Source organism: Actinoalloteichus caeruleus (assembly GCF_049311605.1).
In the GTDB taxonomy this organism is placed as follows: Bacteria; Actinomycetota; Actinomycetes; order Mycobacteriales; family Pseudonocardiaceae; genus Actinoalloteichus_B; species Actinoalloteichus_B caeruleus.
The window spans coordinates 3,403,632-3,422,563 of the sequence record NZ_CP186005.1; the positions used below are offsets into that span (position 1 = coordinate 3,403,632).

At 71.3% G+C, this 18,932-nt stretch carries 14 protein-coding genes and 1 tRNA gene; 9 read left to right on the forward strand and 6 right to left on the reverse strand.

Features of this window, described 5'->3' with window-relative positions; all coding sequences use genetic code 11:
- Positions 1 to 4: 4 nt before the first annotated feature.
- The 4 genes from ACOJVX_RS13800 to ACOJVX_RS13815 all read right to left on the reverse strand — a co-directional run bounded on the left by ACOJVX_RS13800 (position 5) and on the right by ACOJVX_RS13815 (position 4,363).
- A complete protein-coding gene (locus tag ACOJVX_RS13800; protein WP_026418119.1) occupies positions 5 to 1,156 on the reverse strand; it encodes a branched-chain amino acid ABC transporter permease in 1,152 nt (383 codons plus the stop codon).
- Positions 1,153 to 2,163 carry a branched-chain amino acid ABC transporter permease gene (locus ACOJVX_RS13805; protein ID WP_026418120.1) on the reverse strand — a complete coding sequence of 337 codons (1,011 nt, stop codon included), beginning with the start codon at positions 2,161 to 2,163 and terminating at the stop codon, positions 1,153 to 1,155. Before ACOJVX_RS13805 ends, ACOJVX_RS13800 begins: the two co-directional genes overlap by 4 nt.
- Positions 2,164 to 2,268: 105 nt before the next feature.
- Positions 2,269 to 3,486, reverse strand: a complete 1,218-nt coding sequence (locus tag ACOJVX_RS13810; protein ID WP_026418121.1) for a branched-chain amino acid ABC transporter substrate-binding protein — start codon at positions 3,484 to 3,486, stop codon at positions 2,269 to 2,271.
- Positions 3,487 to 3,748: 262 nt separating this feature from the next.
- A complete protein-coding gene (locus ACOJVX_RS13815) occupies positions 3,749 to 4,363 on the reverse strand; it encodes an ANTAR domain-containing response regulator (protein WP_026418122.1) in 615 nt (204 codons plus the stop codon).
- A gap of 445 nt (positions 4,364 to 4,808) precedes the next feature.
- Here ACOJVX_RS13815 and ACOJVX_RS13820 point away from each other — a divergent pair, with 445 nt between their 5' ends.
- From ACOJVX_RS13820 to ACOJVX_RS13835, 4 genes are read left to right on the forward strand one after another with little or no spacing between them, the layout of a single operon-like run.
- Positions 4,809 to 6,308, forward strand: a complete 1,500-nt coding sequence (locus tag ACOJVX_RS13820; RefSeq protein WP_422647579.1) for a class I adenylate-forming enzyme family protein — start codon at positions 4,809 to 4,811, stop codon at positions 6,306 to 6,308.
- Positions 6,309 to 6,338: 30 nt separating this feature from the next.
- Positions 6,339 to 7,283, forward strand: a complete 945-nt coding sequence (locus ACOJVX_RS13825; RefSeq protein ID WP_026418125.1) for a DUF3830 family protein — start codon at positions 6,339 to 6,341, stop codon at positions 7,281 to 7,283.
- Between the two features lie 20 nt (positions 7,284 to 7,303).
- On the forward strand, positions 7,304 to 8,995 hold the full coding sequence (locus tag ACOJVX_RS13830) for a hypothetical protein (RefSeq protein WP_026418126.1): 1,692 nt from the start codon (positions 7,304 to 7,306) through the stop codon (positions 8,993 to 8,995).
- A 46-nt stretch (positions 8,996 to 9,041) separates the two neighbouring features.
- Positions 9,042 to 10,073 carry a methyltransferase gene (locus tag ACOJVX_RS13835; RefSeq protein WP_418153077.1) on the forward strand — a complete coding sequence of 344 codons (1,032 nt, stop codon included), beginning with the start codon at positions 9,042 to 9,044 and terminating at the stop codon, positions 10,071 to 10,073.
- 35 nt (positions 10,074 to 10,108) lie between these two features.
- On the opposite strand, the gene ACOJVX_RS13840 is transcribed toward ACOJVX_RS13835, so the two are convergent.
- Entirely contained in the window at positions 10,109 to 10,891 is a 783-nt protein-coding gene (locus ACOJVX_RS13840; protein ID WP_051713412.1) for a class I SAM-dependent methyltransferase, read from the reverse strand.
- Between the two features lie 574 nt (positions 10,892 to 11,465).
- Between ACOJVX_RS13840 and ACOJVX_RS13845 the strand changes: the two genes are divergently transcribed.
- The 5 genes from ACOJVX_RS13845 (at position 11,466) to ACOJVX_RS13865 (ending at position 16,696) form a co-directional block, all read left to right on the forward strand.
- Complete coding sequence (locus ACOJVX_RS13845; RefSeq protein ID WP_422646809.1) at positions 11,466 to 12,194, forward strand: methyltransferase domain-containing protein; 729 nt, start codon at positions 11,466 to 11,468, stop codon at positions 12,192 to 12,194.
- 32 nt (positions 12,195 to 12,226) lie between these two features.
- The gene (locus ACOJVX_RS13850; protein WP_026418128.1) at positions 12,227 to 13,462 is read left to right on the forward strand and encodes a cytochrome P450; all 1,236 of its coding nucleotides are present in this window, start codon (positions 12,227 to 12,229) and stop codon (positions 13,460 to 13,462) included.
- A 46-nt stretch (positions 13,463 to 13,508) separates the two neighbouring features.
- Complete coding sequence (locus ACOJVX_RS13855; protein ID WP_026418129.1) at positions 13,509 to 14,726, forward strand: cytochrome P450; 1,218 nt, start codon at positions 13,509 to 13,511, stop codon at positions 14,724 to 14,726.
- Positions 14,727 to 15,107: 381 nt separating this feature from the next.
- The gene (locus ACOJVX_RS13860; protein WP_422646810.1) at positions 15,108 to 16,322 is read left to right on the forward strand and encodes a cytochrome P450; all 1,215 of its coding nucleotides are present in this window, start codon (positions 15,108 to 15,110) and stop codon (positions 16,320 to 16,322) included.
- A gap of 300 nt (positions 16,323 to 16,622) precedes the next feature.
- Positions 16,623 to 16,696, forward strand: a tRNA-Leu gene (locus ACOJVX_RS13865).
- 341 nt (positions 16,697 to 17,037) lie between these two features.
- On the opposite strand, the gene ACOJVX_RS13870 is transcribed toward ACOJVX_RS13865, so the two are convergent.
- Complete coding sequence (locus ACOJVX_RS13870) at positions 17,038 to 18,492, reverse strand: class I adenylate-forming enzyme family protein (RefSeq protein ID WP_422646811.1); 1,455 nt, start codon at positions 18,490 to 18,492, stop codon at positions 17,038 to 17,040.
- Positions 18,493 to 18,932: the final 440 nt, after the last annotated feature.

Sequence of the window (18,932 nt, forward strand, 5' to 3'; positions counted from 1 at the left end):
GTCGTCATGCTCCCGTCCCCTTGCCCGAGTCCTTCATGGGGCTTTCCGTCGACACGGGCTCCGGTTTGCCCACCAGGCGTTTGTACGCCTGCCTTCCTCGTGCCAACAGCCGCTGGCGGGCGCCGAGCAGCCCCTGGGGGCGGAAGATCATCAGGACGATCAACGCGAGCCCGAAGATCAGGTAGCGGTACTCGGACACCACCTGGAACCGCTCCGGCGTGTAGGCGATGACGATGGCCCCCAGGATCACCCCGACCTTGTTGCCGGACCCGCCGAGGATGACCGCGGCGAGGAACAGCACCGAGGTGACCACGTCGAACCTGGCGTTGTTGACGAAGCCGAGCTGCCCCGCGTACAGGACACCGGACAGGCCGCCGATGGCGGCGCCGATGACGAAGGCCCACACCTTGAAGCGGAAGGTGGGCACCCCCATGATCTCGGCCGCGTCCTCGTCCTCCCGGATGGCCACCCACGCGCGGCCGACCCGGCTGCGTTCCAGGTTCCCGACGAGGATGAGCACGGCGATGATGGCGGTGACGGTCAGCCAGTACCAGGGGATCCCGTCGCCCTGGGTGAAGATGCGGGTCCCGTCGGACCACTCCCCCGGCGGCCGTTCCAGGTTGCGGAAGCCCACGTTGCCCCGCAGCGCCGGGATGTTGTCGGCGAGCAGCCGGACGATCTCCCCGAAGCCGAGTGTCACGATCGCCAGGTAGTCACCGCGCAGCCGCAGTGTCGGTGTGCCGATGATGACACCGGACACCATCGTCACCGCGATGCCGACCACCACGACGAGCAACCACGGGTACTCGGCGTAGAGGGCGGAGTCGCGGCTGGTCATGAGCGCCGCGACGTAGGCGCCGATCGCGAAGAAGCCGACGTAGCCCAGGTCGAGCAGGCCCGCCTGCCCGACGACGACGTTGAGCCCGATGGCGATCAGCACGATGCGGGCGGTGTTGAACAGGGCGAGCTCGAAGTCGGTGCCCGGTTCGGTGGTGATGGGGAAGAAGTTGAGGAACGGCATCAGGTAGACGAGCACCACCACCGGGATGATGATCGCCCACTGGTGGAACCGGCTCAGCCCGTTCCACCAGTCACGGATTCGTTGGCCGAACGGCACCTTCGTCGCGGTCCCGCTGCGGAAGTGGTGCGCGCTCATACCCGGGCCTTTCCTAGCGACTCACCGAGGATCCCGGTGGGGCGGAACATCAGGATCACGATCAGCACGACGAAGGCCACCACGTCGCGCCACTGACCGCCCAACAGCGACTGGCCGTAGTTCTCGAAGACCCCGAGCAGGAAGCCACCGAGCAGCGCCCCGCGCAGGTTGCCGATGCCGCCCAGCACGGCCGCGGTGAAGGCCTTGATGCCCAGGAGGAAGCCACCGTTGTACACCACTCCCTGCGGGATCTGCATGATGTAGAACAGGGCCGCGGCTCCGGCGAGCAGCCCACCGATGATGAAGGTGAGCATGATGACGCGTTCCTTGTTGACGCCCATCAGGGTCGCCGTGTCCGGGTCCTGCGCGACGGCGCGGATGCCCCGCCCCAGCCGCGTGCGGTTGATGAAGGAGTCGGCGATCAGCAGGAGCACCAGCGCGGCGAGGAACACGGTCAGCTGGATGTTCGTCACCGACACCCCGAACACCTCGAACAGGGGCCGCGGGGCGATCAGCTGGATCGCCAGCTCCGGGTTCGGGTTGCGCCACAGCATGATGGCCTGCTGGATCGCGAAGGACGCGCCGACCGCGGTGATGAGGAAGACCAGGCGAGGCGCCTTCTTCCTGCGCAGTGGTCGGTAGGCCACCCGTTCGAGGGTGAGCGCGACGAGCCCCGAGCAGATCATCGCGACGGCCAGCGCCAGGATGAGGTTCACGATCGTCTCGACCAGTGGAGCCTGGGCGATGCCACCGGACTCGTAACCGAGGAACTGGAAGGTGAAGTAGGCGCCGAACGCGCCCACGATGAAGACCTCGGAGTGCGCGAAGTTGATGAGTTTGAGCACTCCGTACACCAGCGTGTAGCCGACAGCGACCAGGGAGTAGATGCTGCCGTAGGCGAGGCCGTTCACCGTGTTGTACCAGAACTGGTCGACCAGGCGACCGATGTCGAAGCTGATCCAGTCCACGCCACCCTGAGCGAGGACCGTCGGAAGGTTGCCGATCACTCAGATACTCGTTTCTCGCGAGATCGCCGGTTCACCGTCAGTCGGTCGGGCAGGCGAGGTACGGCCAACGCGCGGCGCGCGCTGGCCGTCCGCCGCTGGCGCCGCTCAGCCGATCTCGCGGTCCCGAACGATCTCGCCGTCCTCGACCTGGTAGACCCAGACCGGGGTGTCGGTCAGCTCGCCGTCCTCGTCCCACTTGAAGTGCTTGGTGAGACCGGGCGCGTCGTAGTCGCGCACGTACTCGAGGACCTCCTCGCGGGTGGACAGCCCCTCGTCCAGCGCGCGCAGCAGGACGGTCGTGGCGTCGTAGCCCTCGGCGGAGTAGGTGGACGGTTCGGTGCCGGCCAACTCGGTGAAGGCGTCGAAGAAGTCACCGAAGCCGTCGGCCGGGACGCACGGGCAGGTCAGGTAGACGCCCTCGGCGGCACCCACGGCGTTCTGCACGAACTGGTCGTCGCGCACGCCGTCGGGAGCCACGAGGGTGGTCTGAAGCCCCCGGGCGAACAGCTGCTGCGCGAAGGGCGCGGCCTCGGTGTAGTAGCCGGCGTAGAAGACGGCATCCGGGCCGGAGGCCTCGATCGTGCCGACGACCGCGGAGAACTCCCGCTGGTTCGTCTTCACCTCCTCGGTGCACACGACCGCGTCACCGAGGGCTTCCCGCACCTCGCGAGCCAGGCCGATTCCGTAGGAGGAGTCGTCGTTGACGACGCAGACGCTCTCGGCGCCGAGGTCCTCCCCGATGAAGGTGGCGGCGGCCGGACCCTGCTGCGCGTCGTTGCCCAGCCCGCGGAAGAAGGTGTCCCAGCCGTTCTGGGACAGCGCCGGGTCGGTGGCGGACGGGCTGATCGTGACCAGGCCGGCCTCGTGGAACGACTGCCCGGCCGCGTCGGACTCACCGGAGAAGGGCAGCCCGACCACGCCCAGGATGGAGTCGTCGTTGATGGCCTGGGTGACCACACCGGACGCCCGGTCGGGGCTGCCCTCGGTGTCGAACTCCTTGAGCGTCACCTGGCAGCCCGCGTTGGCCTCGTTGTGCTCCTCGACGGCGAGGCGGACACCGTTGAGGATCGCGACGCCGAGGGCCGCGTTCTGGCCAGCGATGGTGCCGATGTAGGCGATGCTGACGCCGTCCTCGCACTCGCCGGTGCCGTCCCCCGCCGGCAGGACGGCATCGGTGGGGGCGTCAGGGGCGGCGGCGGCGCTGTCGTTGGTCGCGGCGCCCCCCTCCGCCGGTTCCTCGTTCCCGCCCTGCGCGCACCCGGCGAGCGTCAGCGACGCCGTCGCCGCGACTGCCAGGATCCGTAAGCGACCGTTTTTCGACACCCGTGCCTCCACGTGAACCCGCCCACGAGCAGCAGTCGTGGGCGTCGTTCCGCTCCTCGGAACGATGAGTTAGGCACGGACCGTAGTCCGATCGTGGCACGTTGCCCATACTGGTCACGTGGCCGTAGCCACATCGTGACGCATGTCGCTCCGCTGGGCTCCGAAAGGGGGAACTTTTCCCTAGGAATGGGATCGCGCACCGCCACCCGGGTGGACATGTGACCGCGACGTGTCAAGGCATGACGTCGGGATGACGCCTGGATCAGCTGAGGGTTTCCAGTACCGCCTCCGCGACCGCCTTCATCGTGGTCCGCCGGTCCATCGCGGTGCGCTGGATCCATCGGAACGCCTCGGGCTCGCTCAGCGACTGGTTCTTCATCAACAGGCCCTTGGCCCGTTCCACCACCTTGCGCGCCTCCAACCGCTCCTGGAGGTCGGCCACCTCACCCTCCAGCGCCCGGACCTCGGCGAAACGGGACATGGCGAGCTCGATGGCCGGGATGAGGTCACGCTTGGCGAAGGGCTTGACCAGGTAGGCCATCGCCCCCGCGTCCCGCGCCCGCTCCACGAGGTCGCGCTGGCTGAAGGCCGTGAGGATCACCACGGGGGCGACCCGGTCGCCGACGATCAGGGACGCGGCCTCGATACCGTCCATCCGGGGCATCTTGACGTCGAGGATGACCAGGTCGGGCTGGAGCTCGTTGGCCAGCTCGACGGCCTCCTGCCCGTCGACGGCCTCGCCGACGACGTCGTAGTTCTCCTCACGAAGCATCTCGACGAGGTCAAGACGGATGAGGGCTTCGTCCTCGGCCACGACCACACGGCGGGCGCTGGTGTTCGGGGCCTCGGTCCGGGCCTCGGCAGCCGGCTCGGTCACCGGGCTCCTCCTGGTTGGTGTCGGCTACTGCGGCAGGTGGGCCGGCAGCGAGTGGCCCACCGTGACTGAATGTCGAATCCTACCCGGTGGGGGCCCTCGACCCGGTAGCGCCCGCGTGGTGAGAGGCCTCACTGTCGGGCGACGCGGGTCCCCCGGACGGGTTGACGGTCAACCGTTCAGGAAAAGCGGCGACCCCCACACGGGAATACCCCGAGCAAACAGCCGGTTCCGTGACCCACGGTCGTGTCCGATGCTCGGCGAGAGGGAACGGAAGATGGCGTTGCGTATTCCGATTTCGCCCCTGGCGAGTATTCCTTGGTTCCATCGGGTCTCCGTCACCGAAATATCGAGTATCGCTCATTGCGCCTCCGTTCGCCTTTCGGAATCGTCGTAGTGGCGCAACCCGATCCCCCCGGAACCAAGGTCGGAGGAACTGGTGGACTACGTGCGACGGGTCTTAGCCGGAATCGCCCCCCTGGACGACGTCCTCGTTTCCGAGAACCGGTCGCTGAATGGCGCCGAAACCCATCGTCTGGTCGCCGGTATGGCCGCGGTCCTCGCGCGGTTCGGAGTGGGCCCCGGAGTCCGGGTCGCCTGCCTGCACGGGAACACGCCGGAGGCCGTCCTCCTCCGGCTCGCGGTCCAATGGGCGGGGGGCTGCTACGTCGGCCTGCGCCCGATGTTCTCCCCCACCGTGCACGCGGCGTGCCTCGCCCACGCGGCGCCGGAGGTGCTCGTCCACGACCAGCAGCGCGAGGAGCGCGCCACCGAACTGCTCCGCCGCGCGTCGGTGCCCCGCGTCCTCTCGCTGGGTCCCTCCGCTCTCGGCGAGGACCTGGTCGCACTCGCCGCCGCCGCCGTGGCCGACGCTCCCACGCTCCCCGCCGCGCTCGACAGGCCGGCGTCGCTGGCCTACACCAGCGGGACGACCGGCAGCCCCAAGGGCGTCGTCCACGGCACCACCGCCATGGCGGCGTGCCTCGACGTGGCCCGCGCCATGTACGGACCGCCACCCTGGCGCTTCCTGGTGGCCATCCCGCTCTCCGACCTGGGCGGAGAGCTCGCCCAGTGGATCCTCGCCTGCGGCGGGGTGGTGGTGCTGCGGGAGGACCTGGACCCCCTGGCGACGCTCGCGCTGCTGGAGCGGGAACGCATCACCCACCTGTTCACCGCGCCCAGCTCGCTCTACCAGCTCGCGGAGCACCCCGACCTCGACCGCTTCGACCTCACGGCCCTGCGACTCGCCGTCTACGGAGGGGCCCCCGCCGTGCCAGCCCGCACGTCCGCCGCCCTGCGCCGGCTCGGCCCCCGCCTCATGCAGAACTACGGCACCCAGGAGACCGGGTTCGTGTGCGCGCTCCTGCCCGAGGACCACGGGCACCCCGAGCTGCTGGACCACGCCGGTCGGCTGCTCCCGGGAGTCGAGGTGGAGATCCGTGACACCTCGGGCGCGGTCGTCCCGCCGGGGGTGGTCGGCGAGATCTGGGTCCGCTCCCCGATGACGATGAGCGGGTACCACGCCGATCCGGCCCGGACGGGCGAGGTGCTGGTGGACGGGTGGGTCCGCACCGGTGACCTGGGCCACCTCTCCGAGGCGGACCTGCTCCGCATCCTCGACCGCGCCAAGGACCTCATCATCGTCGAGGCGTACAACGTCTACTCCCGTCGGGTGGAGGACGTCCTCTGCCACCACCCGAAGGTCCTCCAGGCCGGGGTCGTCGGCCTTCCCGACGTCGACCGAGGTGAGCGGGTCTGCGCGGCGGTCGTCCTCGCGAGCGGAACCGCGGACGCCGACGAGCTCCGCGAACACGTCGAGGCGCAACTCGGTGAACCACACGTACCCCGCCTCATCCGATTCGTCGACACCATTCCACTCACCGACGGGGGAAAACCGGACAAGTCGGCATTACGCGCCCTGTTCGCCCCCGACACCCCCTCCCACTGATCCCACGACCAACCGGACGAAAGGAACAGCATGCGGCAGATCGAGATCGAATGGGTGCAGCCCGGAATCACCGTCACCGCCGACCTGAACGAGGAACGCAATCCGCGGCTGGCGGATCTGCTGTGGAACGAACTGCTCCCGTACAACAGCCTCCAGAATCACGCACTGGTATCCGGGAACCACCTCTACCACCTCGTTCCCCACCACCAGCTCGTCTACACCCGCGCCGAGTACAAGGAGGACCGGACGAAGTCCCCGGACGGAACGGTGTTCCTCTCCCAGCTGCAACACCTCGCCGTCAAGTACGGGCCGCTCAGCGAGTACCTCCCCGCCGCCCCGGTCGGGCACGTGGTACCGGAGGACGTCGAGGCCTTGCGCGCCGCCGGCCGCGCCTGCTGGGAGGCGGCGTGGAGCAGCAAGCAGGTGATCGAGGTCCGGGTCCGGCGCAAGGGGGAGGACGTGCGGAACTTCGTGCTCCCGCGCACCGCCCCGGTGGACTCCCCCGCCGTGCAGAAACTGGTGGAGGAGATCCACGACGAGGTCGCGCGGGTGTGGATCGATCCACCCCAGGAGATCGTCGCCATGCACGAGGGGCGGATCGCCAGCCGCGCCGGTAGTTACGACCAGTACTTCTCCACCCTCGTCTTCCTCAACGGCGAGGTGCGGCCGCTGGGCTACTCCGCCCTCAACGGCCTGGTGACGATGTCCCGCACCACCGACATCTCCCTCACCGACCTCCTCCGCATCACACCGATGCTGATCAAGACGCCCGCCGAGTTCCTCGGCTACACCGGGCTCAACACCTTGTGGGACTTCACCCAACGCGTCCTGGAGACGCTGCCCGGCGTGGAGACGCGTGACGAGTACTTCGCCCTGATCAACGCGCTCGCGCTGTACGCCAACGTCCTGAACACCTGGAACCTGCACTTCTTTCCCTGGCGAGCCGGCGCCGACCACGCCTACGCGACCGTCTGATCCGGTCGAAGGAGTCAGCCATGCCCAGCAGGGAATTCGTCGAGACGCTGACCGAACTGCGTCACCGCACGCTGCATCCCACGGAGCACAACCGAGGTCAGCTTCCCGAACGGCTCAGCCACGCGCTCCGCACGCTGGCCGTGCCCTCCCATCCCGACGGTGCCTGGCTGGGCACGGCTCCTCCCGACCTCGGCTGGCTGCGGGACTTCGAGGCGGTGCCCGAGCACATGTCCGACCCCGACCTGGTGTTGCGCGGGGTGACCGCCGGGCTGGGCGCGCAACTGCGCGCCCACGCCCCCGGCAACCTGTTCAACATCTTCCCGGTCCCGCTGTTCGACGCGGTGACCGCGGCCACGCTGGCCCAGCTCTACACCCCCAACGCGCTGTGGGACCTCCTGGCCGGTGGCACGCTCGAGATCGAACGCCAGCTGGTCCGACAGCTCGCCGACCTGGCTGGCTGGCCGCGCGACGACGCGGGCGGCACCTTCTCCTTCGGCGGCAAGGCCGGTCTGATGTACGCCGTCCGGATCGGGCTGAACCGGTGCCTGCCCGAGTCCGGCCGGCGCGGGCTGGCCGGTGGGGCCGCGCCGGTGGTGGTCACGACCGAGCACAACCACGACAGCGTGGAGCCGGTGTGCGCTCTCCTCGGGCTGGGTTCGGAGGCGTGCGTGCGCGTGCCGGCACCGGGACGGGACCGGGCGGCCACCGCCGAGCGGGTCCTCACCACGGTGGCCGACCTGGTCGCACGGGGAACTCCGGTGGCCTGCGTGGTGCTCTCCGGCGGGAGCATCATGGACCACACCATCGATCCGGTCGGCCTGGTCGCCGCCGGCCTGAGCAGTCTGAGCGGTTCGCTGCCCTACCGGCCTTACCTGCACTTCGACACCGCGCACGGCTGGCCGTGGTTGTTCTTCCGCGACTACGACTTCCCCGGCAACCCGTTGGAGATCGACCCGGTGACGCTCGCCGCCCTCCGCGAGGTCAGCGACCTCGTCGCGGAGGCGGCCTGGGCGGACTCGATGACGGCCGACTTCCACAAGGCCGGCTTCTGCCCCTACCCCTCCAGTGCCTTCCTGGCCAGGAACGCCGCCGAGCTGCACACCCTGCACGAGGACCCGCACACCGCCGAGTGGCGGCCGTGGGGCGGCAACCTGGTACTGCACCACACCATCGAGCACTCCCGGGGCGCGGCGGGAATCCTCGCGGCCTTCGCCGCGCTCCACAGCGTGGGGAGGACCGGGTTCCGGGTCCACCTCGCCCACGTCACCGCGATGAACAACGTGTTCCGCGCGCACCTCCCGGAGTTCGGCTACGAACTGGTGAACCCCACGAGCCCCGGGATGGCGTCGGTGTTCTGGCCGGTGGCGCCGGGGGGCCCGGCCACCTTCGCGGAACTGGGCCGGGCGGAACCCCTGCTCGTCGACGACGCCAACCGTTACACGCAGGCCCTCTACCAGCGCCTGGCTGGGCTGGACCCCCAGCACGAGGTCGCCGCGCCGATCGTGCTGGGATTCCTGCCCGCGTTCACGCACGGCGCGCACGGCCATCCGCTGTCGGCGCTGCGCCTGCTCCCCAACTCGCCCCACCACGACGAGGTGACCGTCGCGGCGATCGCGGACCGGATGGCCACCGCCAAGGCGGAGTTCGACCGCTCCGTCACCTCCCGCACCGGTCCCCTCGCCGGCCTCCGCCTCCGCCACGTCCCGGAGTGAGCCGGCACCCGCCGGCCCCCAGGACCGACACCCCGAGGAGTTCGAGGTGACCGCATCCCCCCGCCCGTGCCCAGCCCAGGTTCCCGACTCGTCCGCGGCGTTGCGGCTCGCCCGGTTCTTCGCCGCGGGATGCCTGGGACAGGCACTCGCCGCTCTGGTCAGGGCGGGCGTCGTCCGGGAGATGGCCAGGGACCGGCCCTCCGTCGACGAACTCGCCCACCGGACCGGGACCGATCCGGCGACGCTGTCGCGGTTCCTGCGCGCCGGAGAGGCGGCTGGTGTGTTCGTGGAGGACCCACCACACCACTTCGCCCTGTCGGACACGGGAGAACTGCTGGCCGAGGGGCCGGGGTCGCTGGGTGGTCTCCTCGAACTGGCGAACACGGCCCCGGTGTTGGCCGCGTGGTCCGCCGCCGAGCACACCCTGCGCACCGGGGAGTCCGCCTTCGCGGCGGTGCACGGCTCGTCCGTGTTCGACCACCTCGCGCAGGCGCCGGCCCTGGCCGGCGCGGTGGGGCGGGCGATGGGGGCCAGCGTCGCCGCGGAACTCGTCCCGGCCTCGGTGGATCTCCCCTCAGCGCGCCACGTGGTCGACGTGGGCGCGGGGGGCGCGCGCCTCCTCACGGCGCTGCTCGCCGCCCAACCGCACCTCGTGGGGACGCTGGTCGGCGTGCCCACGGCGGCTCGGGAGCAGGTCGCCGAGGAGCTGCGGCGGTCGGGGGTGCGTTCCCGCTGCCGCCTGCCCGACGGCGAGGTCCTCCCCCAGGACGGGGACGTCTACCTGTTGTGCCACGTGCTGCCGTGCCTCGACGACGAGGACGCGGTCTCCCTGCTCCGATCGCTCGTCCCCGTGCTGCGGGAGGGCGCCCGGCTGCTGGTGATCGGCTTCGTTCCCTCGGCTTGGGACCGCACCCCGGTGATCCCCGCGTTGGACGTGTGGATGGCGGCGATGTGCGGCGGACGTCAACGCACCGAACACGAGTACTCGGCTCTCCTCGACCGAGCCGGATTGCTGCTACGCGCCCGGCACGGGGTCCGCCCCGACAGCGAGTGCGTCATCGAGGTGGTTCGCCGGTAGTCGACGCCACCGGCCGGGAGGGCGTTCGCGGACGCTCACCCGGCCCGGCGGGGCAACCGCCCGATGATCATGCCGGCCTCGCCGTGGTCGGTGAAGTGCCCGCCCGCGAGGACGGCTCGCAGCCTGCCCTCCGCGGCGGTGAGGAAGTCCTCCCAGACAGCGTCGGCCGGGAGCAGGTGTCGCCACGCGGGACGCAGGGAGTCCAGGTACCCGAGCAGGGGTTCGAGCTCGTCGCAGACGACCGTGTACGCGCGTCGCCGTACCGCCACCTCCCCGAAGGCGGCCGCCAGGAGGTGCGCGTGGTGCAGGCCGAACCGCGCGTCCGGCCGAGGCGGGACGGGCCCGCCGCCGACGTCGGCGAACGCGTGGTCGGCCAGCGTGTACAGCTCGGTCAGCGAGGTGGAGTCGTTGGTGGTGGCCACCGCGATGCCGTCGGGCCGCAGGGCTCGGGCCATCTCCCGGACCGCCGTCACGATGTCGGGCACGTGGTAGAGCATGTGCATGGCCACCACGGCGCCGGCCGCGCCGTCGGCGACCGGGAACGCCTGGACGTCCCCGACCACGTCGGGCGCCATGCCGGTGGAGACATCGACACCGAAGAGGTCCAGGTCGGGTCTGCGGGCGGCGAGCCGGGCGCGCAGCAGACCGTTCCCGCACCCCACGTCGATGACGGGTCCCGGCGCGGTGGCGACCACGGAGGCGACGTCGTCGTGGAGGTCGAACCGAGGACGCTGGAAGTCGAAAAGGCGTTGGCGTGCCCGCAGGATCCTGGTGGTCCCGTAGTACTCGTCCGCCACCAGCTGCCGGTCGGTGTGCATACCGGAATGCTATTCCCCGGCGGGGGCTCCGTGGTCTCCTCGAGCTCCGATTCCGGAATTCGGGCGACGGAAGCGTCCCGCCCGGTGGACGGCTCTCACCGACCGTGCCGACACGACCTCCCGCACTGCTCCAACCGACGGAGCGGAAAGCCCCCCGTTCAGGATTATCCCGAACCCCACGACCGCGCGGAAAACGACGCGGAACACGTCATCCCAGGAGTCAGGAACGGCCGTTCACCCGATCAGCGAGGCCGGGTTCACGAAGCGCACCGGGCGAGCGACCACCCGCCCATCAGCCAATTCACCCTACTCGGATGGGGGAAACAGCCACCCTGCCACCCACTCGTTCTTGCCGACGGGTCACCGACGTTGGTATATCTCTATTCAGCGGTTCACGTCATGGATTCCACCACCGGCCCACGACTCCGCGTTTCCGATGTCGCCATTCCTGACCACCCGGTTCGTGGACGCACCAGCACCCACCACAGAAAACCGGGCCCGCGCCACCTGCTTCCCCGTGGCCCGTTCCGGCGGCCGCGATCAGCGCGCACCGTTCCGCACGAGGAGACCGCACGTGATTCTGGATTCCGGCCGAAACAACGGGGTCAACTGGGAACGTTACTGGCGGGACGTCACCAGCGACGCCGGCACTCCCAGCCCGCCCTGGCACTTCGGTTCGGGTGCCGAGATGGCTCCCTACCTCCCCGTCATGCTCGACCACCTCGCTCCCGAGCTCCCCCTGGTCGACCTCGGGTGCGGCGACGGTCTCCTGACCGACCACCTCGCCAGGCACTACCCGGTGGTCGTGGGCGTGGACGTCTCCCCGGCGGCGATCGCCGCCGCGCGCGGCCGGGCCCGTCCCGGTCTGTCGTTCGACGTCCTCGACGCCACCGACGTGGAGGCCGCGGCGAGGTTGCGCGCCACGGTCGGTGAGGCCAACGTCCACCTGCGCGGGGTGCTGCACGCGATGGACCCGGCCGACTGGCCCGCCGCCCTGACGACACTGGCGACGCTCACCGGCCGAGGGGGGCGGGTCTTCGACATCGAGATCACCCCGGCCTTCTCCGACGCCGTGGAGGAGATGCTCGGGAAGTTCGCCGCCCCGCCACCGGGGATGGCCGCGGTCGCCCGCAGCGGCCTGCGGCCGACGGAGCTGGACTCGCCGAGCCTGCGAGCCCTGTACGAGGACACCGGCTGGACGGTGGTGGCCGCCGAGGAACTGACGGGACGTTCCACCATGCGGCTGCCCGACGGCTCCTACTTCGAGTACCCGTTCACCTACCTCGTGGCCGGGCGACGGTGAGCTCGGAGGGCTCCCTGGCGGGCGGAGCCGAGGTGGAGGGTGTCCCGCGCTCACCGGACCCGACCGGTCCGGTCTTCACCCTCAACGAGGTCCCGGCCCTCGACAGCGATCCGCTGTTCGCGCTGTTCCGGCGGGAGCACCCGCTGAGCCGGATCCGGCTCCCCCACGGCGGGGAGGGCTGGCTGGTCAGCCGTTACCAGGACGTGCGCACCGTGATGACCCACCCGGCGTTCAGCGCGGCCGCCGCCGCCAGCGACCAGGTACCCCGGATGACGGTGGTGGCGGGCCGGCCCCCGGAGACCATCGCCGGCCTCGACCCACCGGAACACACCCGGCTCCGCCGGCTCGCCGCGCCCACGTTCCGGGCGAGCCGCATCGCGACCTTCCGGCCGCTGGCCACCCGTATCGCCGTGGACACCCTGACCGAGTTGGTGGACGCCGGGCGACCCGCCGACTTCGTACGGCACTTCGCCCTCCCGTTCCCCGTCCGGTTGATCTGCACGGTCCTCGGCGTTCCCTACGAGGACCACTCCCGCTTCGTGCCCTGGTCGGAGGCCGTGCTCTCCACGACAGGGCTCAGCGGCGCCGAATCAGCCCAGGCGTTGGAGGAGATGAAGGAGTACTTCCGCCACCTCATCGCCGAACGCCGACGCGCCCCGTACGACGACCTGCTCGCCGACCTCGTCGCCGCCCGCGACGCCACGCCGGAGCCGGGAGGGTCCGACCAGCTCAGCGAGGAGGAGCTGGTGATGTTCGCGGTCCTGCTGCTCATCGCCGGTTACGAGACCTCGATCAACCAGATCGGCGCTTCCTGCTTCCTGCTGTTGGAACGGCGTTCCCGGTGGGAGCAGCTGGTGGCGCACCCGCGACTCGTCACCCGGGCCGTGGAGGAGTTGCTGCGGTTCGTGCCGCTGATCAACGGGGTGACGCTGCCCAGGGTGGCGGTCAGCGACGTCGAGGTCGCGGGCGGCACGATCCGGGCCGGTGAGGCGGTGTTCGTCTCCATCCCCTCGGCGAACCGCGACGAGCGGATCTTCGACGACCCCGACACCTTCGACCCGACCCGGGTCCACAACCAGCACGTGGCCTTCGGGCACGGGCCCCACTACTGCCTCGGGGCGCACCTCGCCCGCCTCGAACTCCAGGTGGCACTGACCGAGCTGATCCGGGTGCTCCCCTCGCTGCGGCTGGCCACGCCCAGGGACGACGTGCCCTGGCGCACCGGTCTGGTGGCGCGCGGGCCGACCGCGCTCGCCGTCTCGTGGTGAGCACCGCGACGTTCCTCCGCATCCGTTCCGACCAGGAGACGAGACGATGAGTCAGGAAGACGCGTCGGGGGTGTGCTTCCTCGAGGAGATGGACGCCCTCGAGATCGACCCCCACTTCGCGATGGCCCGACGTGAACGGCCGCTGAGCCGGATCAAACTGCTCTACGGGGACGAGGGCTGGTTGGTCACCCGGTACGAGGACGTGAAGCTGGTGCTGTCGGACCCCCGCTTCAGCGCGGTGGCGGCGGCCAACGACAACGTTCCCCGCATGACGGCGGTGGGGAAACCGGTCGACACCCTCGCTGGGCTCGATCCGCCCGAGCACACGCGGTTGCGCCGACTCGCCACCCCGGCCTTCACCGTGTCCCGCCTCGAGTCCTTCCGCCCCCAGGCAGTGCGGATCGCCACCGAGCTGCTCGACGCGCTGCGCGAGGCCGGGCCACCCGGAGACGTCGTGCAGGGGTTGGCGCTCCCGTTCCCGGTGCTGGTCATCTGCGAGATGCTCGGCGTCCCCTACGAGGACCGCGCGCGGTTCCTGCCCTGGTCCGACACGATCCTGGCCACGACGGCGCACTCCCCCGAGGAGGCCGTCGTGGCGTTGGAGGAGATGAAGGAGTACTTCCGCCACCTCATCGCCGAACGCCGACGCGCCCCGCACGACGACCTGCTCGCCGACCTCGTCGCCGCCCGCGACGCCACACCCGGCCCCGGGGAGAGCGACCAGCTCAGCGAGGACGAACTGGTGATGTTCGCCTCGGTGCTGCTGATCGCCGGTCACGAGACGTCCGTGAACCAGATCGGGGACTCCTGCTTCCTCCTGCTGCGGGACCGCCACCGGTGGGAGCTCCTCCAGCGGCGTCCCGAACTGCTCCCCAAGGCAGTGGAGGAGCTGCTCCGCTACGTGCCGCTCGTCAACGGGGTGATCCTCCCCCGCGTCGCGACGGAGGACGTCGAGGTGGCGGGGGGTGTCATCCGGGCGGGCGAGGCGGTGTTCGCCTCGACGGCGGCGGCCAACCGGGACGAGCGGTTCTTCGACAGGGCCGATGAGCTCGACCTGCTCCGCCAGCGCAATCCGCACCTGGCCTTCGGCTACGGACCGCACTACTGCCTTGGCGCGCACCTCGCCAGGATGGAACTGCGGATCGCCCTGGGCGAACTGCTGCGCACGTTCCCCGCGCTGCGGTTGGCGGACCCGCCCGAGGAGGTCAGGTGGCGGAGTGGGTTGGTCATGCGGGGGCCGGTCGAGCTGCGCGTCACGTGGTGATACCGCGGGCGGCCGGGACGGTGGGCCAGGACCCTGCCGCGATGCTCGCGCCCCCGCCCCGGATCCACCCCGGGCGCTGGTCGGCCCGGTGGTCCCGGGTGTCCCGCCGCCCGAGGTGCCCCGCCCCGCCCCTGGCGGGGAGGTGCGCCAGGCCCGGGCACGACCTGCGGTCCGCGCCTCGTGGCAGGCGGGCGAGGCGGCGGGCCGCGCGGCCCACGGGCGACCGCGAGGCGTGCTGGACCGGATCGGTCCCGCCCCCGGTCCACCGGGGGCGCCCAGCCCGGACGTCCCGGGGAGACGCGTTGGAGCGGACCTCCGATCCGACGGCGCACCCGCGAGTGGCGGGCGCACGGACCCTGTTGATCGACGAACGGACGAGAGATGACGGACACGACCACGGACATGGTCTTCGGCCTGTCCGAGATCGACGGGATCGAGATCGACCCGCTCTTCGGGCGGCTCCGCCGCGAACGACCGCTCGCCAGGATCCGCATGCCCTTCGGCGGTGAGGGCTGGTTGGTCACCCGCTACGAGGACGTGCGCACCGTCCTGGCCGACCCCCGGTTCAGCGCGGCGGCCGCCGCCGGCGACTCGGTTCCCCGGATGACCGCCGTGGGCAGGCCGGACGACACGATCGCCGGCCTGGACCCACCGGACCACAGCCGGCTCCGCCGGTTGGCGGCACCGGCGTTCAGCCCCGCCCGCCTGGAGTCGTTCCGCCCCCGGGCCACCAGGATCGCCTCGGACCTCCTGGACGCGGTGGAGCGCACGGGGCCGCCCGCCGACCTCGTCACGGCGCTGGGCCTCCCGTTCCCGGTGCAGGTGATCTGCGAGATCCTCGGGGTTCCCTACGAGGACCGGGCGAACTTCCTCCCGTGGTCGGACGCCGTCCTCTCGACCACCGCGTACACCGCCGAGCAGGCGGCGGCGTCGCTCGCGGAGATGAAGGCGTACTTCGCCCACCTGGTGGAACGGCATCGCGTCCACCGCCACGACGATCTCCTGGCGGATCTGGTGGCGGCCAGGGACACCACCGTGCCGGGCGAGGCGGACCGGCTCTCCGAGGACGAACTGGTCATGTTCGCGCTCGTCCTGCTGATCGCGGGCCACGAGACGACGGCCAACCAGATAGGCAACTCCTGCTTCCTGTTGCTCTCGGATCGCTCGCGCTGGGAACAGCTGGTCGACCAGCCCGAACTCATCCCCCGGGCGGTGGACGAACTGTTGCGGTTCGTGCCACTGGTCAACGGCGTCACGCTGCCCAGGGTGGCGAAGGTGGACGTGGAGATCGCGGGCGGGCTGGTGAGGGCAGGAGAGGCGGTGTTCACCTCGACGTCGGCGGCGAACCGGGACGAGCGGGTGTTCGAGGCCCCGGAGCGCCTGGACCTGACTCGGCGGCACAACCCGCACGTCGCGTTCGGCCACGGGCCCCACCACTGCATCGGCGCGCAGCTGGCGAAGGTGGAGCTGCAGATCGCCCTCGGCGAACTCGTCAGACGGTTCCCGACCCTGCGGCTGGCCGGCCCGGCCGAGGAGGTGCCGTGGCGGCGGGGGCTGGTGATGCGGGGGCCGACCGAGCTGCGGGTGTCGTGGTGAGGCCGGGCCACGCCCCCGGTCGCCACGTCCCCGCGACGCGAGCCGGTCCGCCTCCCGGGATGCGGGCCGCCACCGCCGCGCCGCGTACCTCCTCCCGACGTCCTGACCTTGGCCAGCGCCGCCGGATCACGATCCGAGCGGCCGGAGCGTGGCTCACCGCGTCCCGGCGCTCCGCCGTCGAGCTGGAGCACCGTGAACAGCGGTTCCGCGTCGACCGCCGGGGCCGGGCGGTGGCTGGCCCCGGCAACGGGGACCCGTTGCGTCCCGGTGAGCGCGGTTGGCTAGAGTAAGGGCAGCAACGCCCCCGTAGCCCAATCGGCAGAGGCAGCGGACTCAAAATCCGTCCAGTGTGCGTTCGAGTCGCACCGGGGGCACTCGCCTTTCGCCGGGCGATACGGCCCCTGACCAGCATGTTCTGGTCAGGGGCCGCTTGGCGTCGGCGGTAGGCGGTGTCCGGTGGCGGCACCTGTTCGGCGGTCGACCGCGTGCTCGAGCAGCCGCTCCGCCGGCCGTCGTCGGGCGGTTCGGCAGCCCGTGCTGGTACCTCCGCGCTCCTCCCGGGAAGCCCTGCCGCGCGCACGGACTCGCCCGTCGATCTCGGCCAAGCGAGGCCGGTCTCCTCGGCCCGCTCGACGCGGCGGATCCGAGTGCGAGCCAGACGACGCCAGGGTGTCCTCGTGACGTTCGGGAACGGTGCTCGCCTGGGGCGGCGGGGTCAGGTGTCGCAGGCGGTCTCCCGTTCGGCCGCCAGGGCGCGGAGGGCCGCGCGGTCGGTCTTGCCGGTGCCGGCCACCGGGAACGCCGGGAGGGTGCGGCACGTGGCGGGTACCTTGGCGGCTTCGAGGAACCGCCGCAGTTCCCGCAGGACCTGGTGGCTCCCCAGCTCCGTCACGGCGAACAGGACCGCGTCCCGGCCGCCCGCCGGGGGCACCACCACGGCGTCGGTGACCTCGGGGACCTGACGCGCCGCCGCCTCGATCTCGGCGGCGCTGGTGCGCACGCCGCGTTGCTTGAAGATGTCGTCCCGGCGGCCGTGGAAGTACAGGTGGCCGTCGCTGTCGAGACGGCCGTGGTCGCCGGTGCGCAGGAGGCGTTCTCCCGTGCGCGGGTCCCGGCCGAACGTCCTCGTGGTCAGCGATTCGTCACGCCAGTAGCCGGCCATGACGTGCGGCCCGGAGACGACGATCTCACCCTCGGTCCCGGCCGGCACCGGCCGGCCAGCCGGGTCCAGGATCGACACCGACGTCCCGGGTAGCGGGGTTCCGAGCGAACCGGGCCGGACCAGGTCGCTGTCGGCCTCGGCGATGGTGACCCGTTTGCATTCGGTGATGCCGTACATCAGTCGCACGGCGGCGGTCGGGAAGGTCCGCCGGAGGTCCTCGATGCCCGTCGGGGTCAGCTCCTGGCCCGTGTTGGTCAGCAGGCGAACGCTGGGCGCGGGGGCGCGCCGGCCGAGCCGGGTGAGCACGGCGGCCAGCGGGGGCACGACCGGGACGACGGTGACCTCGTGGCGGCGGATGGTCGCGAGCAGGCCGGCGTCGTCGCCTGGCCCGCGCAGCACCACCGCCGCGCCCACCCGGGCGGCCAGGAGTGCCTGGTAGAGGCCGTAGTCGAAGGACAACGGCAGCCGGCACAGGATGACGTCGTCCGCTCGGTACCCGAGGGTGCTGCCGATCGCGCGCACGGCGAACATGACCGCGCGGTGGGGGCAGACGACGGCCTTCGGTTCGGACGTGCTCCCGGAGGTGTAGAGCAGGATGGCGGCGGTGTCGGGGTCCGGGGCGCGGGGCGGCGTGGGTGGTCGGCGCGGGCCACCGGTGGTGGGGGGAGGCTCGGTCAGGACCAGTGTCGGCTCCGCGTCGGAGGTGATCCGCTCGAGTCGCTGGGGTGGGGCCTCCGGGTTGAGGAGCACGGCGGCGACGCCGGCTCGGGAGCACGCGTAGAGGGCGGCGAGTACCCACGCCCGCGCGCTGGCCCTGATCGCGACCCGGTCCCCGGGGCGTGCTCCCGAGCGGACCAGGTGGTCCGCGTACTCGCGGCTGGCCGCCGCCAGCTCGGCGTAGGTCCACGTGCCGTCCACGTCGTGCACGGCGCTGGCGGTCGGCCACCGCGCCGCCGCGGTGTCGACGAGGGTGTGCAGCGGGCCGGTGTCCTGCCCAGTCACGGTCACCGGGTGGACGGTACCGGCTTTTCGAGGGGGTCGGCCCCCGGTCGTGGGGTCTCTTGGGGGTGGCTGTTCCCCTGGCGGGGCGGTCGCGGCCGGAAGCCTCCCCGCCGCCGGGTGGGAGGGGCGACCGGTTCGGCGGCTTCGGCGGATCGTCCGTGTCCAGGGAGGTTCGACTGTGCGGTGACGGGACGGGCTCGCGATGCGGGGGTGGCGCGGACAGCGGGCTCGACGCCGGAGCGGGCGCGGGGATGGTGCCCGCCGTGGCCTTGTCCCGGTCCGTTCGGGGTTCAGGGCACCGTCGGACGGGACGCCTGCCGTGGTGGCGGCGTCGGGAGTCCGGGGCGGGGGTCCGGTTCGCCGGTGCGGAGTTCCCCATTCGTGATCTCGCCCGCCTTGGTTCGGGCGTTCTCCGTGGGTCGCTCAGTGGGCTCGCCGGTCGGAGG